We start from the raw sequence: 24,474 nt of genomic DNA, 5'->3' as shown, positions 1-24,474 counted from the left end.
CCCTTGCTGCGCCTACGATTGTAGCCATGAAACGACTTTTGGCGAGGGCATCATGCGAGAAGTTTCCTCTAGCATCGCGTACGAAATCCGCAGCGGCGAAACGCTGCCCCTGAAGGTGGCGCGCAGCACGAAGCTGGTCGTGCGTGGCGGCGCAGTCTGGGTGACCCGCAGCGACGACACCGCAGACTACTGGCTGCAGCCCGGCCACACGTTGAGACTGCGGCGCGGCGAACGCCTGTGGCTGAGCGCCGAGGGCACGCCCCGCGCTACCGTGGCCTTCTCAGTGCCGACGCGTTGCGACGAGCGCGCGCTGAACTGGTTTGCGCGCATAGGCGAGCGGTTTGCGGCGTGGGTGCGCGGAGGATGGCGCACGGTTTGACGGCGCAGGCCGCGCCGCCACGTCACCGCGTCATTCCGGGCGCGGCGACTTCGGGCGGGGATTGCCGGATTTCGGTAAACTGCCGGGATCATGTCCGCCCCTCCGGTTTCATCATCTCCATTGCCCGCTGCGGCGCCGCTCAAGCTGCGCTGGCGCGGCAGCGAACCCTACGAAGTCAGTTTCGAAGCGATGCGTGCGTTCACAGACGCGCGCACCGCCGAAACGCCCGACGAAATCTGGCTGGTCGAACATCCGCCTGTCTTCACGCTTGGCCAGGCCGGCGATCCGGCGCATCTGCTGGCCGCGGACAGCGGCATTCCTCTGGTGAAAGTCGACCGTGGCGGACAGATCACGTATCACGGCCCAGGCCAGGTAGTCGCCTACCTGCTGCTGGATTTGCGGCGCCGCAAACTGATGGTTCGCGAGATGGTCACGCGGATCGAGCAGGCCGTGATCGACACCCTTGCGGCGTATAATCTCGCCGGAGAACGCAAGGCTGGCGCGCCCGGCATCTATGTTTCGGGGGGGCCGCAGGCCAGCTTGCACGCCGGCGCGAAGATTGCCGCGCTCGGTCTCAAGATTCGCAATGGCTGCAGCTATCACGGCGTCAGCCTCAACGTGAAAATGGATTTACGGCCGTTTCTGGCCATCAACCCTTGCGGCTACGCGGGTCTCGAAACAGTCGACATGGCAGCGCTCGGCGTTGCCCCCGGCTGGGACGACGTGGCCCGCACGCTTGCCGAATGCCTCATCGCAAACCTCGACGGCAGTCCCGCGGCCGTCGCCCAACCGCAGGCCGGTGCGCTCACCGCCTGACTGGATCGAACGAATGACTGACGTTACCGCGAACCTCGCAGCTAATCCCGCGCCCGAAGGCGGGCCGGCATCTGCTGCTGCCTACGACGCTACCGCGAAGCAGAAGGCGCAAGCCAAAACCGCCCGCATTCCCATCAAGATCGTTCCGATTGAAAAGCTGAAGAAGCCGGACTGGATTCGCGTCAAGGCGGCAACCGGCAACTCGCGCTTCTACGAAATCAAGCAGATTCTGCGCGAGCACAACCTGCATACGGTGTGCGAAGAGGCGAGCTGCCCGAATATCGGCGAATGCTTCGGCAAGGGCACGGCGACCTTCATGATCATGGGCGACAAGTGCACGCGGCGCTGCCCGTTCTGCGACGTCGGCCATGGCCGTCCCGATCCGCTCGATCCGGAAGAACCGGCGAACCTCGCACGCACCATTGCCGCGTTGAAGCTGAAGTACGTGGTGATCACGAGCGTCGACCGCGACGATCTGCGCGATGGCGGCGCGGCGCACTTCGTGGAATGTATCCGTCAGACGCGCGAGTTGTCGCCCGACACGCGCATCGAAATTCTGACGCCGGATTTTCGTGGCCGCCTGGACCGCGCGCTCGGCATTCTGAACGCCGCGCCGCCTGACGTGATGAACCACAATCTCGAAACGGTGCCGCGTCTGTACAAGGAAGCGCGGCCGGGCTCGGACTACGCGCATTCGCTGAAGCTGCTCAAGGACTTCAAGGCGCTGCATCCTGACGTGGCGACCAAGTCGGGCCTGATGGTAGGCCTCGGTGAAACTGAAGAAGAAATTTTGCAGGTGATGCGCGATTTGCGCGAGCACGATGTGGACATGCTCACCATCGGCCAGTATTTGCAGCCTTCGGAGCACCATCTGCCGGTGCGTTCGTATGTGCACCCGGACACCTTCAAGATGTACGAGGAAGAGGCCTACAAAATGGGCTTCACACACGCGGCAGTGGGCGCGATGGTGCGCTCGAGCTACCACGCCGATCTGCAGGCGCATGGAGCCGGCGTAGTTTGAGCGCCCGGTTCTGTGGTCCGTTGATTGAAAAATGCCCGTACAGTGTGCGGGCATTTTTTTCGCGGTGAGCAAAACGCTCTGGCTTTGGCTGTTGCGGCGTCTGGCCGGGCTTCATGCAGGGCAGCCCACTCGCTGTTCGCCCCGAGCAGTGAGCCGTCCGCAAGCGGCGGCCATGCAGGCGCTTCTACACTTGCGCGCCGCCGCGCGCCTCACAAAAAAGTTCGATGACCGGCCAGCCCCGCTCGTTGGCGAGCGCGCGCAAACGTGCATCGGGGTTGGTCGCGACCGGATGCGTGACGCGTTCGAGCAAAGGTACGTCGTTGATCGAATCGCTATAGAACCAGCTTTGCGGGAAGTCCTGCAAACAGTGACCTAGCGAGGCCAGCCAGCTCTCGGTGCGCGTGATCTTGCCTTCGCGGAAAGTCGGCACGCCGACCGAGGCGCCCGTGAAACGCGCGAGCGGATCGCCGCCCTCGGTACCGAGCTCGATCCCAAGAAGATGCTCGAAGCCGAGGGCCTTGCCGATCGGCGCGGTCACGAACACATTCGTTGCGGTGACGATGCAGCACAGGTCGCCCGCGTCCATGTGACGTCGCACCAGTTCGCGCGCGGCCGGCAGGATCGCGGGCGCGATCACCTCCCGCATGAAACGCGCATGCCACGCGTCGAGCTGCTCGCGTGTATGGCATGCGAGCGGCGCCAGCGTGCGGTCCAGATAGGCGGCCATGTCCAGCGTGCCGGCCACGTATTGCCGGTAATACTCGTCGATGTCTTGTGCATGCCGCGCAGCGCCTTCAATTCCTAGGCCGGCGACAAAATGAGCCCACGCCTGGTCGCTGTCGAGCGGCAGCAACGTATGGTCCAGGTCGAACAGCGCGAGATTGCGGCTCATCCGGTTGTCCTCGTTATCAGGTGGCCAAGGGGTTGGACAGGCTCTGCATGAGCGCCATGTGAGCGCCATGTGAGTGGCATGAGCTGCGGCATTCGACGCAACAGGCACGCTGCGCACAAAAAGAAAAGCGCCACGCGTACAGAGCAAAACAAAAAGCGCCACGCCGCGCCCGACATTCGTTGCCGAGCGTATATTTAAAAGCACAAAAATACAATAAGGCAAAAATGTGCAACACTACTGTCATACGTCCCGGGTGTCCTCGGCGGCATGCGGTTCCGGTCACGGCAGCAGAGAACGAATGCGCAGTGCCTTATGTTGATTCTCCTTAACCTCCTCGCCGGTGTGGCACTGCTCGTGTGGGGCTCGCATATCGTGCGCACGGGCATTCTTCGTGTATTGGGCGCCGATCTGCGCAGCGTGCTTGGGCGCAGCACGCGGAATCGTTGGCGGGCGTTTCTCTCAGGCGTCGGCGTAACGAGTCTCGTGCAAAGCAGCAACGCAACCGCGGTGATCCTCACGTCGTTTGCCGCGCAAGGGCTCCTGCCGCTCACCAGCGGGCTTGCCATCATGCTCGGCGCCGACGTGGGCACGGCGCTCATGGCGCGAGTCCTCACACTCGATCTGTCGTGGCTGTCGCCCATCCTGATCCTGTTCGGCGTGCCGCTCTTCCTGTCGCGCAAGCAAACGCGCGCCGGCCAGGTCGGCCGTACGCTGATCGGTCTCGGGCTGATCCTGCTCGCGCTGCATCTGATCGTCGAGGCCGCTCAGCCGATGATGCAAGGCGCCGGCGTGCGCGTGATGTTTGGCGCATTGACCGGCGACACCATGCTCGACGCGCTGGTGGGCGCAGCCTTCGCGATCGTCTCGTATTCGAGTCTCGCGGCGGTGCTGCTTACGGCCACCCTTGCATCCTCGGGCGTCATTTCGTTGAAGGTGGCGCTCTGTCTCGTGATTGGCGCGAATCTCGGCAGCGGCCTCGTGGCATTGTTCGGCGCTGCCGCGCAGAATCCGGCGGCGCGGCGGCTCGCGCTCGGCAGCTTCGCGTTCAAGCTGGCGGGCGCACTGCTGATCCTGCCGTTTGCGCCCTTGCTCGCGAAGTGGTTGCCGGTGCTCATCGCCAATCCGCGTGAAGCCACCGTGGGCTTTCACCTGATCTACAACACGCTGCGGTGCTGCGTATGCCTGTCGCTGATCGATCCGGTGGCGCAAATCAGCGAGCGCGTGTTGCCGGACCGGCCCATGCCGAACGGAGAGCTGCGGCCACTGCATCTTGACGCGGCCGCGCTGTCCACGCCCACGCTTGCGCTCGCGAATGCCGCGCGCGAAGTGCTGCGTATCGGCGACATCGTGCGGACGATGCTCGACAACGTCGCCGAGCTGATCCATCACAACCATCTCGAGAAGGCGCGGGAAACCGTCCGCATGGACGACGACGTCGACGAACTCTACGCCGCGGTCAAGCACTACCTCACGCTGATTTCGCGCGAGCAACTGGACGAAGCCGACAGCCGCCGCTGGACTGACATCATTTCGCTGACCATCAACCTGGAGCACGCGGGCGACATCATCGAGCGGATTGTCGGCAATATCGAGGAAAAGAAGATCGCTCACCGCCTGTCGTTTTCCGAAGAAGGCCTGGGTGAGCTGGACGATCTGCAGGCGCGGCTCGTCGGCAATCTGCAGCTTGGTCTCTCGGTATTCCTGAACAATGATCTGCGTTGCGCCGAGCGGCTGCTTGCCGAAAAAGAGCGCTTTCGCGACCTGGAGCGCGCTTATTCGTACCGGCATCTGGATCGCCTCGCCGGGCAGACGCTGCGCAGCATCGAAACCAGCGCGTTGCATCTCGATCTGATCAGCGACATGAAGCGGCTCAATTCGCTTTTCTGCTCGACCGCTTATCCGGTGCTCGATGCCGCCGGCGCATTGCATGACACGCGCTTGCGCAAGCGCGCGCTCGACACCATGCATGTGAAGGAGTGACTGTCGATAGAACCGCATGCGGCGCGTCATCGCGCGACGCCTTGCGGTTTTTCCGGTTTCGCTTCGGCTTCCCGCTTTACGCCAGCACCACTTCGTCCAGCTTCTTTTTCAGCGCACTGAAATCGGCTGCGTCGGCGGCCTTCTTGTTGGTGACGAGCACGTCGATCCGCTCTACCGGACAATACGAAATCCGGCTGCGCTGACCAATTTTGCTGTAGTCGGCGAGGATCACCACACGGTCCGCGTTAGCGACCATCGCGCGCGCCACTTCGGTTTCCGCGTGATCGTAATTGGTTGCGCCATGCCGGTGGTCGACGCCCACCGGCGACAGCAGCGCGAGGTCCGCGCGATACCGCTGAATGTCGAGCACGGTGGTCGCGCCGGTGGTCGCCATGGCGCGGTCGCTGATCGTGCCGCCGAGCAGGATCACTTCGTTGCCGGCTTCCGCCTGTTCCGCTGCGCCGCGCAGTTTCAACGCGACGTCGATTGAATTGGTGACGATGGTCAGATTCGCGAGCTTGGCCAATTCTTCGGCGAGCGCGGCAGTGGTGGTGCCGGCGTCGATGAACAGCGTCTGGCCGCTTGCAATGAGTCTGGTTGCCGCCTTGGCAATGGCCGTTTTGGACTTGACGCGCATGTGCGCGCGCTCGGCAATCGGCGCTTCGTCGGCTGGTCTGATCGCGCCGCCATGCACGCGGCGCAGCTCACCGAGCGCTTCGAGATCGAGCAGATCGCGCCGCACTGTTTCGCGCGACACGCCCAGGTCCGCCATGATCCGTTCGGTCGACACCCGATGCAGCGTCGACAACAACGCGCGTATTCTCTGATGACGGTCTTCCTGCCACATGCATTTTCCTTGGATGCGAAGGCGCTCGCACAACGTGTATTAACCGGTGACATCGTGGTCACGAATGTGTGTCGGGACGATGTCAAGCGTACTACTTCAGCCGGATTGTGTTGTATTTTTTTGGTAGCTTGCAACTTTGTGTATTTGAATTTAGCCTTCGCAAATCGAAGTGCCGGCTGATTCGAACATCGAATGTTCGGATCGATCTGAGTGGAAGGTTTGATCTGTGCTTTCACGCATTTTCATGGCGCTTTCTGACAAGACCGCAGGCATCGGCGCATGACGAATGCTTTATCTGAGCAAAAGGTGACGGGACGTGGCAAACGGGATCGATCGCACATCACCTGCTGACTGGCCTTATCCGCCACTCGTCGCGCACCGCTGCGGCGGCACGCTCGCGCCGGAGAACACGTTGGCGGGCTTTGACGCCTGCGTGCGCTACGGTTACCGCATGGTCGAATTCGACGCCAAGCTCTCCGCCGACAACCAGTTGTTCCTGCTGCACGACGACACGCTGGAGCGCACCACCAATGGGTACGGCGCAGCGGCGATTTACAGGTGGGCGCAACTGGCGTTGCTCGACGCTGGCGCCTGGTACGGGCCGCAATTCGCGGGCATGCGTCTGCCCACGCTTGCCGATGCAGCCGCGCGTTGCGCGCGCGAGGGCATTCTCGCGAACATCGAAATCAAGCCGTGTCCCGGCCGCGACGAGATCACCGGCCGCCTGGTCGCAATTGCCGCGCTGGAGTTGTGGCAAGGCCAGACGCCGCCGCTCCTGTCGTCGTTTTCGTTCGACGCGCTCGCGGCCGCGCGCGACGCGGCGCCTTCATTGCGACGCGGCATGCTGTTCGAGGAAGTGCCCGCGGACTGGCTGCGCATCGTGCGTCAATTGGACTGCGTGTCCTTGCACGCGAGCCACCGTTATCTGACCAGGCAGCTCGTCGCGGATATTCGTGCGGCCGGCCTGCACGTACTCGCTTACACGGTGAACGACCCGGCGCGTGCGCAATTGCTCGCGCAGTGGGGCGTCGACATGATTTGTACAGATCGCATCGATAAGCTGCAGCACGACATGCTTTGAGCGCCCCAGCCGGCGCGGGCATGGCGTGGGCGCGCGGGCACACGGAGCGATGCACGGACCAACGCAAAGGCGCCGAAACAGGCGCACGCAATGGCAGAGGCCGCGCGCCCTTGAAGTCGAATCAAAAACTTTCCAAACGCAACAATTTCGGCAGAGGATGGGGAAAACTATGAACCGCACCGTGTTAGCTCGCGTACTTTCGATGTCGGCCGCCGCGGGCGTTGCCGCCGCCGGCGCGAGCAGCGCTTATGCCGCGCCGCTCGACGCATTGGTCGCCGCCGCAAAGCAGGAAGGCCAGCTCACCGTGATCGCGTTGCCGCACGACTGGTGCAATTATGGGCAACTCGTCGCGGGCTTCCAAAAGAAGTACGGAATCAAGATCAACGAACTGAACCCGGATGCGGGTTCGGGCGACGAAGTCGAAGCCATCAAGGCGAACAAGGGCAACAAGGGCCCGCAAGCGCCGGACGTGATCGACGTGGGTCTGTCCTTTGGCCCGAGCGCGAAGGCCGAAGGACTCTTGCAGCCGTACAAGGTCTCGACGTGGAACTCGATTCCGAAGGAGTCGAAGGATCCAGACGGCTACTGGTACGGCGACTACTACGGCGTGCTCGCGTTCGAAGTCAACGCCGACATGATCGACAAGGCGCCGGCCGACTGGAGCGATCTGCTGAAGTCGGATTACAAGAACGCTGTGTCGCTTGCAGGCGACCCGCGCTCTGCGAACCAGGCCATTCAGGCGGTCTATGCGGCGGGCCTTTCGCAAAGCAAGGGCGACGCGTCGAAGGCGGATAAAGCCGGCCTCAAATTCTTCGCGGACCTGAACAAGAGCGGCAACTTCGTGCCGGTGATCGGCAAGGCGGCCTCGCTTGCGCAAGGCACGACGCCGATCGTGGTCCGTTGGGACTACAACGCGCTCGCCGACCGCGATACGCTGAAGGGCAACCCGAAGGTTCAGGTGGTGATTCCGAAAACGGGCGTGGTGGCGGGCGTCTATGTTCAGGCGATCAGCGCCTACGCGCCGCATCCGAACGCGGCCAAGCTGTGGATGGAATACCTCTATTCCGACGAAGGCCAGATTGGCTGGCTGACTGGCTATTGCCACCCGATGCGCTACAACGAACTGGTGGCTGCAAAGAAAGTGCCGCAGGCGCTGCTCGACAAACTGCCGCCGCCGACCTCGTATAAGAACGTGGTATTCCCGACGCTCCAGCAGCAGGACGCGTACAAGGAAACCATCACGAAGCATTGGGACGAAGTGGTGGGCGCGAACGTCAAGTAAGCGCAGCTTGAGCAACCTTGCGTAATCGAAGTGCGCCGCGGCGCCGTTCGCAAAGGGCGGCATCCGCGGCGTTGGTTTTCAAGCCCGGAGGGTGAGCTATGAGCGCTTCATCGGATGCTGGATCGGTGCAGCCGGATTTGCTGGTGCCTGTGCCCACGCCGACGCCGCGCGTCGACGGCCCGGGCCGCGCTTCGAAGATGCTGGCCTGGATCGGCGTCGTGCCGTTCTTCACATTCGCGCTGTTGTTCCTGATTCTGCCGACCGGCTTTCTGATGGTCGGCGCGTTCCAGGATGCACAAGGCCACTTCACGCTCGCCAATCTGCGCGATCTGTTTCAGCCGTCGGTGCTCGACGCCTATTGGATCAGCTTCAAGGTCAGCGCGGCGTCGGCCGCGGGCGGCGCGCTGATCGGCTCGCTGCTCGCGTGGGCGGCGGTGCAGGGCAAGCTGCCCGGCTGGATTCGTCCGACCTTGATGACGTTCTCCGGCGTTGCGTCGAATTTCGCGGGCGTACCGCTCGCGTTCGCCTTTATCTGCACGCTGGGGCGCGTGGGGCTCGTCACCGTGCTCCTGAAGAAATACCTCGGCTTCAATCTGTATTCGACGGGTTTCAGCATTCTCAGTTTTTCCGGGCTCACGCTCACCTACCTGTATTTCCAGATTCCTTTGATGGTGCTGATCGTGACACCCGCGCTGGACGGCCTCAAGCGCGAATGGCGCGAAGCCTGCGATTGTCTTGGCGGCACCGCCTATCAATACTGGCGCTATGTCGCCCTGCCGGTGCTGTGGCCGAGCGTGCTCGGTGCGACGCTGCTGCTGTTCGCCAACGCGTTCGGCGCCGTGGCGACAGCCTACGCGCTCACCGGCAGCTCGCTGAACATCGTGCCGATCCTGCTGTTTGCGCAAATTCGCGGGGACGTCATGCACAACCAGAATCTCGGCTACGCGCTCGCGCTCGGCATGGTGCTGGTGACGGGTCTGTCGAATGGCGGCTACATCTGGCTGCGCTCGCGCGCCGAAAGGGGCCGCCGGTGAAAAGCCAATCGCGCGTGGGAGCGTGGACCGCAGTGGTGATCGGTTCGCTGTACTTCCTGATTCCGCTGATAGCCACCTTCGAATTCAGCTTGCGGATGAAGCGCGGCACTTACAGCTTTGAAGCATATAGCGTGGTGCTGAGCGATCCGCGTTTTCAGGCGTCGTTCGGTTATTCGATTTTGATGGCCTTGCTGACGATCGTGGTCGGCATCCTGCTCGTGGTGCCGACGGCTTACTGGGTGCAACTGCGTTTGCCGAAACTGCGGCCGGTGGTCGAATTCATCACGCTGCTGCCGCTTGTCGTGCCGGCTATCGTGATCGTGTTCGGTTATCTGCGCATTTACAACAGCAGTTCGATTTTGCCGCTCACGAGTAACGAGCGCGCGACCGACCTGCTGCTCGTATTCGGCTACGTGACGCTTTCTCTGCCCTACATGTACCGCGCGGTCGATGCCGGCCTGCGCGCCGTGGACGTGCGCTCGCTCACCGAGGCCGCCGAATGTCTCGGCGCAAACTGGCCGACCATTCTCTTCAAGGTGATCTTTCCGAATATCCGCTCGGGCATTCTGTCCGGCGCGTTTCTCACCTTTGCGGTGGTGATCGGCGAATTCACGCTCGCGAGCCTGCTCGACCGGCCAGCGTTCGGACCGTATCTGCAGTTGATCGGCGCGAATCGCGCATATGAGCCGTCGGCGCTTGCGATCATCGCGTTCATGATCACGTGGGCGTCGATGGGACTGATCCAGGTGTTCGGCTCGGCCCGCGCGGCAGCCGGCCAGAAACTCTGAGGCGCGAGCTTCGCATACGGCGTTTGACTCACTGAGGCGGCGAATCATGGCATTTCTCGAGATCGAAAATCTGCACAAGTCCTTTGGGACGAACATCGCGCTGCATCACTTCGACATGAAGATCGAGCGCGGCGAGTTCATCACGTTTCTCGGCCCGTCCGGCTGCGGCAAGACAACCGTACTGCGCATGATCGCCGGCTTTGAAACGCCCACGCGCGGCGCGATCCGGCTCGACAACAAGGACGTCACGCATTTACGCACGCGCCAGCGCAAGGTCGGCATGGTGTTCCAGTCGTATGCGCTCTTTCCGAACATGACGGTGGCCGAGAACATCGGCTTTGGGCTGAAGATCACGCACCGGCCGCAGGCGGAGATCAATCAGCGCGTCGAAGAGATGCTGCATCTGATCAAGCTGCCGCAGCTCGGCGGCCGTTATCCATGGCAGCTGTCGGGCGGCCAGCAGCAGCGCGTGGCGCTCGCGCGCGCGCTCGCGGGCAAGCCGCAGGTGTTGTTGCTCGACGAGCCGCTGTCCGCGCTCGACGCGAAAATCCGCATCTCGTTGCGCCAGGACATCCGCGCGTTGCAGCGTGAACTCGGCATCACGTCGATCTTCGTCACGCACGACCAGGAAGAGGCGCTGTCCATTTCGGACCGCATCGTCGTGATGAACGAAGGGCGCGTCGAGCAGATCGGCTCGCCTTCGGAGATCTATAACTATCCGCGCACGCGCTTTGTCGCGTCGTTCGTCGGCACGCTGAACATTCTTGCCGGTCACGTGATCGATCCGGCAACCGGCAAGATGGCGGTGGACGGCCAGGAGCTCATCACGACCCAGGAGCTGCCGGCCGGCGATGCAGGCAAGAAGCGCCTGCTCGCGCTGCGCCCGGAAGCGATCGTGCTGGAACCTGCGGCGCCCGGCCGCAACACGCTGAACGCGACCGTCGAGGAAGTGAATTTTCTCGGCGCTGTAGTGCGCATCAGAACGCGTGTGAAAGACGCTGTGATTTCGCTCGACGTCTTCAACGACCCGAATCGCGGTTTGCCCGAGCGAGGGCAGCCGGTCTCGCTAGGCTTCTCGCACGACAATCTGCTGGTGCTCGAGGAAGGCAACGCCTGAAACCGGCGCAAGCCAGCCGGCGACGGCCTCGGGTTTTCCCCGAGGGTTTTGCCGTGACCGATTCCGGGTTTCCCGACGCGCCTGGTCCGGATTTCCGGAATCCCGGAAGTCTGAAGCTGTGCCATTCAGAAAAATCATTACGAATCAAGGGTATGTCTTAGGCATCAACCTGGCATCGACCTTGCAAAATAGACGGCGCGGCCGCAACGGTCCGACAACTAAAGCAAGGAGACAACGATGTCCGATTTCCCTTCCCGGTATTTCTGAATTCGTCGTCTTGTCGCGGCCTAATGCCGTGCAGAGGCGACGATCTTTCGTTCGCATGATGCGCAGCGTGGCAGGCCATGAGCTCACCCACATCGCAGGAAACATCGTGAAGAAACCTATCCACAAAGTGCTGTACATCCAGGTGATCGTGGCGATCATCATCGGTATCGCGCTCGGGCATTTCTACCCGAATCTCGCCGTCGACATGAAGCCGCTCGGCGACGCCTTCATCAAGCTCATCAAGATGGTGATCGGACCGATCATCTTCTGTACGGTCGTGACCGGCATTGCCGGCATGGAAGACATGAAGAAGGTGGGCCGCGTCGGCGGCAAGGCGCTGCTCTACTTCGAGGTCGTCTCGACCTTCGCGCTGCTTCTCGGCCTCGCCGCGACGCACCTGCTGCGTCCGGGCGTCGGCTTCAACGTCGATCCCGCAACGCTCAACGGCAAGGAAGTCGCGTCGTATGCCGCGAAGGCGCACGGCCAGACCACGGTCGACTTCCTGATGCACATCATCCCGGACACGCTGGTGTCGGCGTTCTCGCAAGGTGAAATCCTGCAGATCCTGCTGATCGCGCTGCTGTTCGGCGCGGTGCTCGCGCATGTCGGCGAGCGCGGCAAGCCGGTGACGAGCTTTATCGAGAGCCTGTCGAGCATCCTGTTCGGCATGGTCGGGATCATCACGAAGCTGGCGCCGATCGGCGCGTTCGGTGCGATGGCGTTCACCATCGGCAAGTACGGCATCGGCTCGCTGTTGCCCATGCTGAAGCTGATCGGCACTTTCTATCTGACGTCGATCGTATTCGTGGTGGTGGTGCTCGGCATCATTGCGCGCGCGGTGGGCTTCAACGTGCTGCGCTTCGTCGCGTACATCAAGGAAGAGATGCTGATCGTGCTCGGCACGAGCTCGTCTGAAGCCGCGTTGCCGCAGCTGATGCTGAAGCTCGAAAAGCTCGGCTGCTCGCGTTCGGTGGTGGGTCTCGTGGTGCCGACCGGTTACTCGTTCAACCTCGACGGCACCAACATCTACATGACGATGGCCGTGCTGTTCATCGCCCAGGCGACCAACACGGACCTCACGTGGACGCAGCAACTCACGCTGCTCGCCGTGACCATGCTGACCTCGAAGGGTGCGAGCGGCGTGACCGGTGCGGGCTTCATCACGCTCGCCGCGACGCTGGCTGTGGTGCCGACCATTCCGCTGTCGGGCATGGTGCTGATTCTCGGCATCGACCGCTTCATGAGCGAATGCCGTGCGCTGACCAACATCGTCGGCAATGGCGTGGCGACCGTGGTCGTGTCGGCCTGGGAAAAGGAGCTGGACCGCAGCAAGCTGAACGCCGCGTTGCGCGGCGACGTGCCGCTCAAGGAACCGGCCGGCGTCTGAGCCGGACTTGTCGGGCATTGACTGAAACAGCATGAAGTTTGCGGCCGCGGACACCAGAACATGCAACCGGTGACCGCGCGCCCCACCTCCGTGCCGTCGGCCGGGGAAGCTCGCGCCGACGGCGCTTCGCCTTATGCCACAATATGCGGTCACACCCGACCGGATATTGCCAACGTGACCCGCCGCCTGCTGATCCTCTTCGCGCTCGTCGCCGGGCTCGTTGCGGCGTGCGGGCTCACCTATAGCATCGCGTGGCAAAGCGGAATCGACAGCTTGCGGCTGAATGCCGCCGGGCGCGTCGACCGTACCGCCAGCTCGCTAAAAAGCACGCTTGAGCGCTACGAATCGCTGCCGTATCTGCTCGCGGAACATCCGATCGTGCAGGACGTGCTGGTCGATCCGTCGCCTGCCAATGTGAAGCGCGCGAATCTCTATCTGGAAGACCTGAACCGCCATGCGCGCGCGACGGTGACCTACATCATTCCGCTCAACGGCTACTGCGTGGCCGCGAGCAACTGGCAAGGGCCGGGCAGCTTCATCGGCGCGGGCTATCAGTTCCGGCCGTATTTCGTCGATGCAATCAAGGGCGGCGTGGGCCGCTTCTTCGGCATCGGCACGATTTCGCAGGCGCCGGGCTATTACATTTCGCAGCCGGTGCGGCGCGACGGCAAGATAGTCGGCGTGGCGGTCGTCAAACTCGATCTCGAATGGTTTCAGGGCGCGGATGCCTTTGAGCCGCTCCTCGTCACCGACGATCACGGCGTGATCTTTCTGTCTTCCGTGCCCGCCTGGAAATACCACACTATCCGGCCGCTCTCCGGGCAGGTCGCTGATTCGATCTACCAGGCGCGCCAGTACGCGCAGCAGCCAATCGAGCCGCTGCCCGTTACGATCGAGCGCAAGCTGGAAGGCGACGCGCAGATCGTGCGCGTCGGCGGCGGCCGCTACGCGCCGCGCTATCTCGCGTCGCGGCGCGGCATGGGCGAGCCGGACTGGCATCTGATCACCATGGCGCCCGTCAGTCCCGTCGATGCCGACGCGCGTAACGCAACCATCGTCACAGGTTTCGGCTACGTGTCGCTGGTCCTGCTGGCGTTTTATTGGAGAATGCGCCGCGCGCGCGTGCGCGAGGTCATGCGCAGCCGCGCGCTGCTGCAGAAGGCGTATGCCGAACTGAACCGGCGCGTCGCGGAACGGACCGCGGACCTCTCGCAGGCGAACGAGCAGTTGCAGAAAGAAGTCGCCGAGCGCACGCGCGCCGAGCAGGAATTGCGCGCCGCGCACGACGAGCTGATCCAGGCGAGCAAGCTCGCCGCGCTCGGGCAGATGGCGGCCGGCATCACGCATGAACTGAATCAGCCGCTGGCCGCCTTGCGCGGCTTTTCCGACAACACGCGCGTGCTGCTCGAGCGCGGCGATCAGGTGTCGGCGCGGGAGAATCTGGAGGCGATCGCGGCGCTCACCGAACGCATGGGCAAGATCACCAATCAGCTGAAGCTGTTCGTCGGACGGGCGCGGCCCCGCAGCGCGCGCGCGCCGGCCGTGCGGGCGCTGCGCAATGCAGTCGCACTGTTGCAGAAGCGCTTGCAGGGCGTCGAACTCGAGCTCGCCCTGTTCGACGTGAAGAGCGCCACGCGCACGTCCCTCGATCTTGCCGACGACCATCCCGATCTGGTCGCGCATTGCGACGATCTGCGTCTCGAACAGGTGCTGATCAATCTGCTCGGCAACGCGCTCGACGCCACGGCCGACGTGGCGGCGCCGCGCATCTCGGTACACATCGAGGTGGCCGGCGACAGCCTCTCGTTCGCGGTCGGCGACAACGGTCCCGGCATTCCAGAAGATGTGTTGCCGCGCCTTTTCGAACCGTTCTTTACCACCAAGGAAATGGGTCAGGGCCTGGGTCTTGGGCTCGCGATTTCGTCGTCGATCGCGCGCGATTGCGGCGGCACGCTCGTGGCGCGCAATGCGCCGCAAGGCGGTGCATTATTTGTGCTGACGCTGCGCCGGCCACGCGTGCAGACGAGCCGTATCGCAGCCCCGCTCACGACGGGCTCCTGAATCCGATGAGAAAGACATGCTGAACGACGGCTTGCAAGTGCTGTATATCGAAGACGATGAACTCGTGCGGCGCGCCAGCGTGCAGAGTTTGCAACTGGCGGGCTTCGAGGTGGTCGGCCATGCGTCGGCGGAATCGGCGGCGAAGTCGATCAGCGCGGACTTCTCCGGCGTGATCGTCAGCGATATCCGGCTGCCCGGCGCAAGCGGCCTCGAACTGCTCGCGCAGTGCCACGAACGCGCGCCCGACGTGCCGGTGATTCTCGTCACCGGTCACGGCGATATTTCGATGGCGGTTCAGGCGATGCGCGACGGCGCCTACGACTTCATTGAAAAGCCGTTCGCGTCGGAACGTCTGATCGAAACCGTGCGGCGCGCGCTGGAGCGGCGCAAACTCGTGCTCGAAAATCACGCGCTGCGCCGGGAGCTCGCTGGGCAGAACGCGGTGGCGCCGCGGATCATCGGCCGTAGTCCGGCTATCGAGCAGGTGCGGCGGCTCATCGCCAATGTCGCGCCGACCGATGCGTCGGTGCTGATCAACGGCGATACCGGCGCGGGCAAGGAACTGATCGCGCGCAGCCTGCACGAGTTGTCGCCACGGCGCGACAAGCCGTTTATCGCGGTGAATTGCGGCGCGCTGCCTGAGCCGATGTTCGAATCCGAGATGTTCGGCTACGAGCCCGGCGCCTTCACCGGCGCCGCCAAGCGCCGGATCGGCAAACTCGAACATGCATCCGGCGGTACGCTGTTTCTGGACGAGATAGAAAGCATGCCGCTCGCGCTGCAGGTCAAGCTGTTGCGCGTGCTGCAGGACGGCGTGCTCGAACGCCTCGGCTCCAATCAGCCGATTCGGGTGAACTGCCGCGTTGTCGCGGCGGCGAAAGGCGATATGGCGGAACATGTCGCGGACGGCTCGTTTCGCCGTGACCTGCTTTACCGGTTGAACGTGGTGACCATCGCGCTGCCGCCGCTTGGCGAGCGTCGCGAGGACATCGTGCCGCTTTTCGAGCACTTTCTGCTCGACGCGGCCGTGCGTTATCAGCGGCCGGCGCCGATTCTGACCGACCGCCAGCGCGCGAGCCTGATGCAGCGCGACTGGCCCGGCAACGTGCGCGAACTGCGCAATGCCGCCGACCGCTTCGTGCTCGGCGTCGCCGACGATCCCGTGACCTCTTTCGGCGACGAAGGCGGTGAAACGCAGCCGCTCAAGGAGCGTGTCGAGCAATTCGAACGCGCGGTGATCGCAGAGGCGTTGGAGCAGTGCGGCGGTGCAGTCGCGCTCGCAGCGGACAGACTGCAGCTCGGCAAGGCGACGCTCTACGAGAAGATCAAGCGCTACGGCCTTGCAGCCAAAGGGGACGCGGAGAGATGAAAACAAAACGCCGGCAATCGATGCCGGCGTTTTTGATTGAGGGTGAAACTTGTCGGGGCTTATCCGGCTGGCTTTCAGACCGGTTGCCGTTGCGAGGTTCAGCGTGCCGCCGCGACGGGTTGCGCTCAGGCGGCGCTCAGCGCTTTTTCCAGCAACTGGTCGAGTTCCGCGAATTGCGGTTCACCGACGTAGCGCTTCAGGATCTTGCCGTCCTTATCGACGAGAAAGGTGGTCGGCGTGAGCTGCACATTGCCGAACTGCTTGGCGGCCGAGCCGTCGTCCATGGCTACCTTGAACGGCAACTGGCGCGTTTGCGTGTAGTTGGTCACGTACATTGGCGCGTCGTAGCTCATGGCCACCGCGACGAATTCCAGCCCTTTGCCTTTGAAGCGGTTGTAGGTCTGCACCATCTGCGGCATTTCCTTCATGCAGGTGTCGCAGCTCGTCGCCCAGAAGTTGACGAGGTAGACCTTGCCTTTCAGGTCGGCGGTGGTGACTTTCTGCCCGGAGAGCAGCGTGAAAGTCGCATCGGGCACCCGCTGCTGGCCGGCAAACGCGAAATAACCCGCGACGCCGATTGCAATCGCCACGACGGCGATGATCAGGTAGCGAAGCGGATTCGTGCGCGTGACGGCGCTGGTCGACGTAATGGAGCTCATGAACGGAACCTCGGAAGTCGCGCTGGGGCGCGGGGCAGGGCGTCGGCTGGGGGCTGGAGCGCACTGCGGCGTAGCTTCGCTATTGTAGTCGGATTCCGGCAAGGCGGCAGGGAGGGCAGTGCTGCTAAAGTCGCGAGGCGCGCGCGACGGGCAGGCACGGCGGCGGACGAGGTGGCAGAGGGCGAACCGGGAAACGCGAACGGCGAACGGCGAACGGCGAATGGCGAACGGCGGCGCGGGCAGGTGAGCAAGCGCAAGCACAGCACAAACAGACAGCCTCCCCCAGCCCCCGGTGGACCACCAATCCCACACACGCGCCGGCCGCCTCCACGCAGTCCGTCAGCTTGCAGCGGATAATTACGCTTTATGCTCACGTCAACTATCCCGCTTCACTGGCACCACCGTCCCATGCACCAGACACTTTTCCGCGTTATCCCGTTTTTGTCTCGAACTGCCTCGCGCTTCTTTTCCCGCCTCGCTCCCAGCGGAAATACTATGGATCACGCGCTGCCCGGCCAGCCGCGCCCGCGCTCGGCCGTGCGCGTGGCGGCTTGCGCGCTCGCCGTCGGCGTAGCGCTGAGCGCCTGCTCGCCGACTTTCGACTGGCGCACCGTCATGAATAACGACAACGGCTACACCATCGACTTGCCGGCCAAACCGGGCAACGATCAGCGCGCGGTGCAGGTCGACGGCACGCCGATGCAGATGGCCATGCAGACGGCCGAAGCCGGCGACGCCGTGTTCGCGGTCGGCACCATCATGCTGCCGGACGAAGGCGAAGCGACGCAACGCAAGGCTCTTGAGTTCCTGCGCACCGGCCTCGCGCGAAACGTGGGCGTGGCGCCGGACGCGCACGCAGTCCAGATCCCGCTCGCCGCGGGCGGCAAGGTTCTGGGGCTGGAAATGAAGCTGACGGGCGAGGCCGGCTCCGCGCATGAGGCGCGGACCGTCTACGCGCGGCTCGTGGCGCGGGGACGGCACGCCTATCAGGCTGCGATCATCGCGTCCAAGCCGCTGCCGCCGGAGCAGGTCGAACAGTTTTTCTCGTCCTTCAAGCTGTATTGAAAACGGTAGATTTGGCCGATTCGCATCCTCGACGACGCGCCCCAAGAGTGAAAGTTCCTTCACAGCTTCCCGCGCTAATTCGCGGTTTACGTTGAGGTTTTCGAAGTCTTGATGCGTCCTGTGGATAACTCTGTTGAGAACTCCCGTTTTTTTGCCGCAGATGCCCGTCTGGCGGGCTTTTCACCAGCTTGAGTGTCTAAAGGCAAGAATAAAAAAGCCTTTTAAATCAAGGGCGTGACGACAAGACCTTGTAGGAACCTTTCAGATGTTTCTAAATCTGTCTGGAACGCGGTCGTGTGCATAAGTCAAGTCTTGACAGCCTATTTTTCTCCTTACCCAGAGCCGAAAGCCCGCCGGTATTGAACCGCTTCACCGACCTGCGCGGCACTCGGCATGCTCGCCCCTGCCAGGTCGGCGATGGTTCGCGCAACCTTCAGGACGCGGTAATAAGCCCGCGCCGACCAGCCGAACCGTTCTCCAGCCTCCCGCAGCAGCGCCTCGCCGGCGGCGTCGAGACGGCAGACCTCGTCGACTTCCCGCCCACTCAACTCGCGGTTGGTCTTGCCTTGCCGCGCCAATTGCCGCTCGCGCGCCGCGCGCACGCGGCGGGCGATTACCTTGCTGGTTTCACCGGCGGTATTCGATCGCGTCGACAACTCTGCGGACGTGAGCGCCGGCACCTCCAGTTGGATATCGATCCGGTCGAGCAGCGGGCCGGACAGCTTGCGCAGATAACGCGCCGCGACCTCTGGCGTGCAGCGGCAACGCCCATTGGGGTCGCCGCGCCATCCGCAAGGACAGGGATTCATCGCGGCGATGAGCTGGCATGCCGCAGGAAAGTCGGCTTGCAGCGCCGCGCGCGAGATAGTGATGCGGCCTGCTTCCAGCGGTTCGCGCAGCGTTTCCAGCACGTCGCGGTCGAACTCGGGCAATTCGTCGAGGAAAAGCACGCCCAGGTGCGCCAGCGTGATCTCGCCGGGCTGCGGCGGGTTGCGTCCGCCGACCAGCGCTGCCGCGCTCGACGAGTGATGCGGTGCCCGGAACGGCCGCTGGCGCCACTGGGCAGGGGTGAACCCCGCGCGGCTTGCAGACAGCAACGCCGCTGAACAGAGCGCTTCGTCGTCGGTCATGGGTGGCAGCAGACCCGGCAGGCGAGCGGCGAGCATCGATTTGCCGGCGCCCGGCGGCCCGATCAGTAGCACGTGGTGGCCCCCGGCGGCGGCAACTTCGAGGGCGCGGCGCGCGCCTCGTTGGCCGATCACATCGCCCATGTCCGGCACGGCGGCCGGCGTCGTATCCGCCAGATCCGGTGCGGCGACGGGATAGAGGCGTGCATCGGGCGCATTCGCAAGGTGGGCGCAGAGCGACGGGAGATCGGTCGCGCCGTACACATCGACGCCGGGGACGAGCGCGGCTTCGGCCGCGCTCGCCGCGGGCAGGTACAACTGTGGATTGCGCTGTGGTGACGCTCGTCCAGCCGTGCTCGCGGCGGAAAGCGTCGCAGAGATGGCACCAGAGGACGAAGAGGCAGCGGAGCCTGCAGTGGCAGCAGTGGCCGAGCTGGCAGCAGCCGAAGCAACCGCAGCAGCCGAAGCAACCGCAGCAGCCGATATAACCGCAGCAGCCGAAACAACCGCAGCATCGCCAGCACCGCACCCACGCCCCATCGCCCCACCCCGCGCCGTACCGCAAGCCATCGCAAACGCGCCCCGCATCGGACGCAGCGCACCGGTCAACGATAGTTCGCCGGCGAATTCACGGTCGAGCAGCGACTCCGCCGGAATCTGCCCGCTCGCCGCAAGGATGCCCAAGGCGATCGGCAGGTCGAAGCGGCCGGATTCCTTGGGTAAATCCGCAGGAGCGAGATTCACCGTGATGCGTCGCACAGGGAAATCGAAGTTGCAGTTTTGCAGCGCCGCGCGCACGCGCTCGCGGCTCTCGCGGACTTCCAGATCAGGAAGCCCCACGATCGAAAAAGAGGGAAGCCCGTTGGCGAGGTGAACCTCGACGGTTACTTCGGGCGCGCGGCCGGCGGCCGGCGCGCGACTGCGCACCACGGCAAGCGACATGTTTTCTCCCGTCGGACAGCGCGCGAGTGGCGCGCTCAATCCCCTTAATACGCTGATGACGTCACGGCTCGCTTGCCTGTGATGTGCAGCTCGATGCAGCTACAACGCCGCTGCGAAACCGTCAGACGGTTTGCTAGGCGACCGGCAGCTTCTGCTCCAGCTCCGCGACGCGGCGCTCCAGTTCTTCGAGCCGCGCGCGCGTGCGCACCAGCACCTGCGTCTGCGTCTCGAATTCCTCGCGCGTGACGAGATCGAGCTTCGAGAAGCCTTGCGACAGCATGGCTTTCACATTGCGTTCGACGTCTTTGGCCGGCGAGTTCTTGAAGAGCTCGCTCATGCGCGCCTGAATGTCGTTGAAAACGTCGTTCGGTTGTTTCATGGTGTTCCCCTTGGTGCACAAAAAATGTGCAACGTTTCGTTACGTCTGTGCCTCGCTTCTCGCGATGCGCTCAGTTGGTGCGTGACGCCGGTTGTCTCGTCCGGCATGAGCCCCTTTTGGTGCGCGACTTTGCATGAGGCGTCTGCGGACACTCTAGCAATGATCCCTGCTCCGCGCCACCGGGCGGGGCGCGCGTTGGCCATCTGGACAAGGGCGGCTGTGCCTTTTCCAGCCGTGCGGGGCCGCAGTCTGACACAACATGGCATAGCAGTTGCTCTTACTGCCCCGCGCGCACTGCCGGCACCCATTTACGGCAGCGCAACGAGACCACGCGGACGGGCTGCGACTACCGCCCGCCTTGCGCGAGCGGGCTGCGGACAGCTTGCGCAAGGTTTACGCAAGCGCCTTGGGCAACGGGTTACGCAAACAGGCACCCAAACGGGCACGCAACGGGTTACGCAAACGGGTTACGCAACGGGTTACGCAACTAAGCGAGGGGATTTCATGAAACTCATCACCGCAATCATCAAGCCGTTCAAGCTCGATGAGGCGCGCGAAGCCTTGTCGGCGATCGGCGTCTCGGGCATTACGGTCACCGAGGTCAAGGGGTTCGGCCGTCAGAAGGGCCATACGGAGCTGTATCGCGGCGCGGAGTACGTCGTCGATTTCCTGCCGAAGGTGAAGATCGAGGCGGCCGTCTCGGACGACATCGTCGACCAGGCAATCGAGGCGCTCGAGCGCGCCGCGCGCACGGGCAAGATCGGCGACGGCAAGATCTTCGTCACGCCGATCGAGCAGGTGATCCGGATCCGCACCGGCGAGACCGGCGCGGACGCTCTGTAATACCAAAAGATAGCAACACAGATAGCGACAAGAGGAAACGAAAGATGCGCAAATTATTGATGTCCTTGCTGATGGCCGGTTCGCTGCTCGCGGGCGGTATCGGCGCCGCCCTTGCGGACGACGCCTCCGCCCCCGTCGCCGCGTCGGCCGCTGCTTCCGACGCAGCGGCAAGCGCGCCGGCAGCGGACGCTTCGGCGGCACCGGCAGCTTCGGCGCCCGCCGCGGCCGCACCGGCGGCGAGCGCTGCGGCAGCCGCGCCGGCCGCGCCCACCGCGCCGTTCTCGGTCGATTCGTCGAAAATCAACTCGGGCGACACCGCCTGGATGCTGACCTCCACGGCGCTCGTGCTGTTCATGACGATCCCTGGCCTTGCGCTCTTTTACGGCGGCATGGTGCGCAAGAAGAACGTGCTCGCGACACTGATGCAAAGCTTCGCGATCACCTGTCTCGTGACGATCATCTGGGCCGTGGTGGGCTACACGCTGGCCTTCACGCCGGGCGGCTCGTTCATCGGCGGCTTCTCGCGCTTTTTCATGGCGGGCATGAGCTACATCAAGGGCGACACCACGACCCTCACGGTCAGCCATCTCGCGCCGACGATCCCGGAGTCGGTCTACTTCGTCTATCAGATGACGTTCGCGATCATCACCCCGGCGCTGATCACGGGCGCGTTCGCCGACCGCATGAAGTTCTCGGCAATGCTCGTTTTCATGACGCTGTGGTCGATCATCGTCTACGCGCCGATCGCGCACATGGTCTGGGAACCGACCGGCTGGCTGGCTAGCGCGGGCGTGCTCGACTTCGCGGGCGGCACGGTGGTCCACATCAACGCCGGTATCGCCGGTCTGGTCTGCTGCCTCGTGCTGGGCAAGCGCATCGGCTACGGCAAGGAAGCAATGGCTCCGCACAACCTCACGCTCACGCTGATCGGCGGCGCGATGCTGTGGGTGGGCTGGTTCGGCTTCAACGCAGGTTCGGCAGTCGCGGCGGACGGCCGTGCCGGTTTCGCGATGTTCGCAACCCAGGTGGCAACCGCGGCGGCAGCGCTCGCGTGGATGTTCGCCGAATGGGCCGCCAAGGGTAAGCCTTCGGTGCTCGGCATCGTGTCGGGCGCGGTCGCGGGTCTCGTGGCGATCACGCCGGCTTCGGGCTTCGTCGGCATGACGGGCTCGCTCGTGATCGGCATCGTGGCGGGTGTGGTCTGCTTCTGGTCGGCAACGTGGCTCAAGCACAAGCTCGGTTACGACGATTCGCTCGACGCCTTCGGCGTGCACTGCATCGGCGGTATCGTGGGTGCGCTGCTGACGGGCGTGTTCGCGGTCAAGGACATTGGCGGTTTCGACGGCAGCATCGTGCTGCAAGCCAAGGGCGTGCTGACGACGCTCATCTACAGCGGCGTGGTGAGCTTCATCCTGCTGAAGATCATCGACATGGTAATGGGCATCCGCGTGACGGAAGAAGAAGAGCGCGAAGGCCTCGACGTAAGCCTGCACGGCGAACACGTCGAATAACAAGGTGTTTCGCGAGCCCGTGCTCCCGGGCTGAGCGATCTGTCCACGCTGGCAGCCGCGCCGCCAGGCGCGGCCAGCGTAGGCAGCAACAAGCTGCCTCACGTAAGAAGCAACAAGCAACAAGCGCAACGATTTGGCCCGCCTTCATGGCGGGCTTTTTTCTTGCTCGCTATCTTGTTAACAGTACTTTGTGCCGCCTATCATGGCGATAGGGACAATGCATTCCGGCTAGCTTGCGAATGGAGAAACCATCCCCAAATGGGCAAAGCATTTGCTCTACAATCTTTTTTCTCCAGTCTGCGAGTGATCAATGGTTCCGCACCTAGTTACGGCGTTAAACGGCCCGCTGCTCGATCTCGAGCGGAAGATCCTCGACGCTACTCCCGCAATCGAACGGTGGTTCCGGCTCGAGTGGCAGGAGCACACGCCGCCTTTCTACTGTTCCGTCGACCTGCGTAACGCGGGTTTCAAGCTTGCGCCCGTCGACACCAATCTGTTCCCCGGCGCTTTCAATAATCTGCCGCAGGAAGTGCTGCCGCTCGCGGTGCAGGCCGCAATGGCGTCCATCGAAAAGATCTGCCCGGACGCGAAGAATCTGCTCGTCATTCCCGAGCGCCACACGCGCAACGCGTTCTACCTGGAGAATGTCGCGCGGCTGGCGGCGATCATGCGCCAGGCAGGCCTGAACGTGCGTTTCGGCACGCTCGACGAAAGTATCAATGGTCCCGTCACCATTGCGCTGTCCGACGGCCAGAAGCTCGTGCTCGAACCGCTCGAGCGTTCGCAGCGGCGTCTCGGCCTGAAGAACTTCGACCCGTGCTCGATTCTGTTGAACAACGATCTGTCTGGCGGCATTCCACCCGTGCTCGAGAATCTGCACGAGCAATATCTGTTGCCGCCGCTGCACGCGGGCTGGCCGGTTCGCCGCAAATCGACGCACTTTTCGTGTTATGACGACGTCGCCAAGAAGTTTGCGAAGATGGTCGAGATCGATCCGTGGATGATCAATCCGTACTTCGCGCACGTCGAAGGCGTGGATTTCCAGGAGCGCACCGGCGAACAGCCGCTGGCCGATGCGATCGACGGCGTGCTGAAGAAGATCGCGAAAAAGTATCGCGAGTACGGCATCTCCGAGAAACCGTATGTCGTCATCAAATCGGATGCGGGCACCTACGGCATGGGCGTCATGACGGTGCACGACGCGTCGGAAGTCGCCGCGCTCACCAAGCGGGAGCGGGCGAAGATGGCGGCCACCAAGGACGGCCTCGAAGTGCACGACGTGATCGTGCAGGAAGGCGTGTACACGTTCGAACGCATTGGCGAGGAAGTCGCCGAGCCGGTCGTCTATATGATCGACCGCTACGTGGTGGGCGGTTTCTACCGCGCGCACGGAAGCCGCGAGCGCGATCAGAACCTCAACGCGCCGGGCATGCACTTCGTGCCGCTCGGCTTCGAGCACACGGCTTTGCCGGACGCCCACGCCAAGCCCGGCGCGGCGCCGCCTAACCGCTTCTATATGTACGGCGTGGTGGCGCGGCTCGGCTTGCTGGCCGCATCGGTCGAACTGGAAAAGACCGATCCGGAAGCCATCCAGGTCTGAGCGCGGCGGCGCGGCCTCGCCCGCGCC

Annotated in this window: 21 protein-coding genes; 16 read left to right on the top strand and 5 right to left on the bottom strand. The window is 63.5% G+C overall.

The features are described from left to right. The first annotated feature begins 52 nt into the window (after positions 1 to 52). From A3AC_RS0106085 to lipA, 3 genes are all read left to right on the top strand, one after another. Positions 53 to 379 (top strand): DUF2917 domain-containing protein, encoded by a 327-nt coding sequence (locus A3AC_RS0106085; protein ID WP_025597902.1) that lies wholly within the window; start codon positions 53 to 55, stop codon positions 377 to 379. A 90-nt stretch (positions 380 to 469) separates the two neighbouring features. After that, positions 470 to 1,195: a lipoyl(octanoyl) transferase LipB gene (lipB, locus tag A3AC_RS0106080; protein ID WP_025597901.1), complete on the top strand. Its 726-nt coding sequence runs from the start codon at positions 470 to 472 to the stop codon at positions 1,193 to 1,195. A gap of 13 nt (positions 1,196 to 1,208) precedes the next feature. After that, entirely contained in the window at positions 1,209 to 2,216 is a 1,008-nt protein-coding gene (gene lipA, locus A3AC_RS0106075) for a lipoyl synthase (RefSeq protein ID WP_025597900.1), read from the top strand. Positions 2,217 to 2,400: 184 nt separating this feature from the next. Here the strand turns inward: lipA and A3AC_RS0106070 are convergent, their stop codons facing one another. After that, positions 2,401 to 3,108, bottom strand: a complete 708-nt coding sequence (locus A3AC_RS0106070) for an HAD family hydrolase (RefSeq protein ID WP_025597899.1) — start codon at positions 3,106 to 3,108, stop codon at positions 2,401 to 2,403. A gap of 312 nt (positions 3,109 to 3,420) precedes the next feature. Between A3AC_RS0106070 and A3AC_RS0106065 the strand changes: the two genes are divergently transcribed. After that, positions 3,421 to 5,088, top strand: a complete 1,668-nt coding sequence (locus A3AC_RS0106065) for a Na/Pi cotransporter family protein (protein WP_025597898.1) — start codon at positions 3,421 to 3,423, stop codon at positions 5,086 to 5,088. A gap of 76 nt (positions 5,089 to 5,164) precedes the next feature. Here A3AC_RS0106065 and A3AC_RS0106060 read toward each other — a convergent pair whose 3' ends face one another. Continuing rightward, a complete protein-coding gene (locus A3AC_RS0106060) occupies positions 5,165 to 5,935 on the bottom strand; it encodes a DeoR/GlpR family DNA-binding transcription regulator (protein ID WP_025597897.1) in 771 nt (256 codons plus the stop codon). Between the two features lie 316 nt (positions 5,936 to 6,251). On the opposite strand from A3AC_RS0106060, the gene ugpQ reads away from it, so the two are divergent. From ugpQ to A3AC_RS0106020, 8 genes are all read left to right on the top strand, one after another. Then, positions 6,252 to 7,016 carry a glycerophosphodiester phosphodiesterase gene (gene ugpQ / locus A3AC_RS0106055; RefSeq protein WP_025597896.1) on the top strand — a complete coding sequence of 255 codons (765 nt, stop codon included), beginning with the start codon at positions 6,252 to 6,254 and terminating at the stop codon, positions 7,014 to 7,016. Between the two features lie 169 nt (positions 7,017 to 7,185). After that, a complete protein-coding gene (locus tag A3AC_RS0106050; RefSeq protein ID WP_025597895.1) occupies positions 7,186 to 8,298 on the top strand; it encodes an ABC transporter substrate-binding protein in 1,113 nt (370 codons plus the stop codon). Between the two features lie 98 nt (positions 8,299 to 8,396). Continuing rightward, complete coding sequence (locus A3AC_RS0106045; protein ID WP_025597894.1) at positions 8,397 to 9,332, top strand: ABC transporter permease; 936 nt, start codon at positions 8,397 to 8,399, stop codon at positions 9,330 to 9,332. Beyond that, the gene (locus A3AC_RS0106040) at positions 9,329 to 10,120 is read left to right on the top strand and encodes an ABC transporter permease (RefSeq protein ID WP_025597893.1); all 792 of its coding nucleotides are present in this window, start codon (positions 9,329 to 9,331) and stop codon (positions 10,118 to 10,120) included. The genes A3AC_RS0106045 and A3AC_RS0106040 overlap by 4 nt, the downstream gene beginning before the upstream one ends. A gap of 46 nt (positions 10,121 to 10,166) precedes the next feature. Further along, entirely contained in the window at positions 10,167 to 11,237 is a 1,071-nt protein-coding gene (locus A3AC_RS0106035) for an ABC transporter ATP-binding protein (protein ID WP_025597892.1), read from the top strand. A 373-nt stretch (positions 11,238 to 11,610) separates the two neighbouring features. Beyond that, complete coding sequence (locus tag A3AC_RS0106030) at positions 11,611 to 12,891, top strand: dicarboxylate/amino acid:cation symporter (protein ID WP_025597891.1); 1,281 nt, start codon at positions 11,611 to 11,613, stop codon at positions 12,889 to 12,891. A 60-nt stretch (positions 12,892 to 12,951) separates the two neighbouring features. Continuing rightward, positions 12,952 to 14,952 (top strand): sensor histidine kinase, encoded by a 2,001-nt coding sequence (locus A3AC_RS0106025; protein ID WP_025597890.1) that lies wholly within the window; start codon positions 12,952 to 12,954, stop codon positions 14,950 to 14,952. A gap of 16 nt (positions 14,953 to 14,968) precedes the next feature. After that, positions 14,969 to 16,321 carry a sigma-54-dependent transcriptional regulator gene (locus tag A3AC_RS0106020; protein WP_025597889.1) on the top strand — a complete coding sequence of 451 codons (1,353 nt, stop codon included), beginning with the start codon at positions 14,969 to 14,971 and terminating at the stop codon, positions 16,319 to 16,321. Positions 16,322 to 16,446: 125 nt separating this feature from the next. Here the strand turns inward: A3AC_RS0106020 and A3AC_RS0106015 are convergent, their stop codons facing one another. Then, positions 16,447 to 16,980 carry a TlpA disulfide reductase family protein gene (locus A3AC_RS0106015; protein WP_025597888.1) on the bottom strand — a complete coding sequence of 178 codons (534 nt, stop codon included), beginning with the start codon at positions 16,978 to 16,980 and terminating at the stop codon, positions 16,447 to 16,449. Between the two features lie 495 nt (positions 16,981 to 17,475). On the opposite strand from A3AC_RS0106015, the gene A3AC_RS0106010 reads away from it, so the two are divergent. Further along, positions 17,476 to 18,045, top strand: a complete 570-nt coding sequence (locus A3AC_RS0106010) for a hypothetical protein (RefSeq protein ID WP_442856468.1) — start codon at positions 17,476 to 17,478, stop codon at positions 18,043 to 18,045. Between the two features lie 332 nt (positions 18,046 to 18,377). On the opposite strand, the gene A3AC_RS0106005 is transcribed toward A3AC_RS0106010, so the two are convergent. After that, complete coding sequence (locus A3AC_RS0106005) at positions 18,378 to 20,114, bottom strand: YifB family Mg chelatase-like AAA ATPase (RefSeq protein ID WP_025597886.1); 1,737 nt, start codon at positions 20,112 to 20,114, stop codon at positions 18,378 to 18,380. Positions 20,115 to 20,247: 133 nt separating this feature from the next. Next, positions 20,248 to 20,493: an accessory factor UbiK family protein gene (locus A3AC_RS29060; protein WP_035474834.1), complete on the bottom strand. Its 246-nt coding sequence runs from the start codon at positions 20,491 to 20,493 to the stop codon at positions 20,248 to 20,250. Positions 20,494 to 20,997: 504 nt separating this feature from the next. Here A3AC_RS29060 and A3AC_RS0105995 point away from each other — a divergent pair. The 3 genes from A3AC_RS0105995 (at position 20,998) to gshA (ending at position 24,447) form a co-directional block, all read left to right on the top strand. Then, complete coding sequence (locus tag A3AC_RS0105995) at positions 20,998 to 21,336, top strand: P-II family nitrogen regulator (RefSeq protein WP_006048089.1); 339 nt, start codon at positions 20,998 to 21,000, stop codon at positions 21,334 to 21,336. Positions 21,337 to 21,380: 44 nt separating this feature from the next. Then, the gene (locus A3AC_RS0105990; protein WP_025597885.1) at positions 21,381 to 22,847 is read left to right on the top strand and encodes an ammonium transporter; all 1,467 of its coding nucleotides are present in this window, start codon (positions 21,381 to 21,383) and stop codon (positions 22,845 to 22,847) included. Positions 22,848 to 23,157: 310 nt separating this feature from the next. After that, positions 23,158 to 24,447 carry a glutamate--cysteine ligase gene (gene gshA, locus A3AC_RS0105985; RefSeq protein ID WP_025597884.1) on the top strand — a complete coding sequence of 430 codons (1,290 nt, stop codon included), beginning with the start codon at positions 23,158 to 23,160 and terminating at the stop codon, positions 24,445 to 24,447. Positions 24,448 to 24,474: the final 27 nt, after the last annotated feature.

This window comes from Burkholderia sp. WSM2230 (assembly GCF_000472445.1).
In the GTDB taxonomy this organism is placed as follows: Bacteria; Pseudomonadota; Gammaproteobacteria; order Burkholderiales; family Burkholderiaceae; genus Paraburkholderia.
The sequence above is the reverse complement of the archived record's forward strand: the minus strand, read 5'-3'. Positions and strand labels throughout refer to the sequence as shown.

Coding starts and splice junctions, on each gene's coding strand:
- A3AC_RS0106085 (WP_025597902.1), top strand. CDS start 53: ATGCGAGAAGTTTCCTCTAGCATCGCGTACGAAATCCGCAGCGGCGAA.
- lipB (WP_025597901.1), top strand. CDS start 470: ATGTCCGCCCCTCCGGTTTCATCATCTCCATTGCCCGCTGCGGCGCCG.
- lipA (WP_025597900.1), top strand. CDS start 1,209: ATGACTGACGTTACCGCGAACCTCGCAGCTAATCCCGCGCCCGAAGGC.
- A3AC_RS0106070 (WP_025597899.1), bottom strand. CDS start 3,108: ATGAGCCGCAATCTCGCGCTGTTCGACCTGGACCATACGTTGCTGCCG.
- A3AC_RS0106065 (WP_025597898.1), top strand. CDS start 3,421: ATGTTGATTCTCCTTAACCTCCTCGCCGGTGTGGCACTGCTCGTGTGG.
- A3AC_RS0106060 (WP_025597897.1), bottom strand. CDS start 5,935: ATGTGGCAGGAAGACCGTCATCAGAGAATACGCGCGTTGTTGTCGACG.
- A3AC_RS0106050 (WP_025597895.1), top strand. CDS start 7,186: ATGAACCGCACCGTGTTAGCTCGCGTACTTTCGATGTCGGCCGCCGCG.
- A3AC_RS0106045 (WP_025597894.1), top strand. CDS start 8,397: ATGAGCGCTTCATCGGATGCTGGATCGGTGCAGCCGGATTTGCTGGTG.
- A3AC_RS0106035 (WP_025597892.1), top strand. CDS start 10,167: ATGGCATTTCTCGAGATCGAAAATCTGCACAAGTCCTTTGGGACGAAC.
- A3AC_RS0106025 (WP_025597890.1), top strand. CDS start 12,952: ATGCAACCGGTGACCGCGCGCCCCACCTCCGTGCCGTCGGCCGGGGAA.
- A3AC_RS0106020 (WP_025597889.1), top strand. CDS start 14,969: ATGCTGAACGACGGCTTGCAAGTGCTGTATATCGAAGACGATGAACTC.
- A3AC_RS0106015 (WP_025597888.1), bottom strand. CDS start 16,980: ATGAGCTCCATTACGTCGACCAGCGCCGTCACGCGCACGAATCCGCTT.
- A3AC_RS0106010 (WP_442856468.1), top strand. CDS start 17,476: ATGGATCACGCGCTGCCCGGCCAGCCGCGCCCGCGCTCGGCCGTGCGC.
- A3AC_RS0106005 (WP_025597886.1), bottom strand. CDS start 20,114: ATGTCGCTTGCCGTGGTGCGCAGTCGCGCGCCGGCCGCCGGCCGCGCG.
- A3AC_RS29060 (WP_035474834.1), bottom strand. CDS start 20,493: ATGAAACAACCGAACGACGTTTTCAACGACATTCAGGCGCGCATGAGC.
- A3AC_RS0105995 (WP_006048089.1), top strand. CDS start 20,998: ATGAAACTCATCACCGCAATCATCAAGCCGTTCAAGCTCGATGAGGCG.
- A3AC_RS0105990 (WP_025597885.1), top strand. CDS start 21,381: ATGCGCAAATTATTGATGTCCTTGCTGATGGCCGGTTCGCTGCTCGCG.
- gshA (WP_025597884.1), top strand. CDS start 23,158: ATGGTTCCGCACCTAGTTACGGCGTTAAACGGCCCGCTGCTCGATCTC.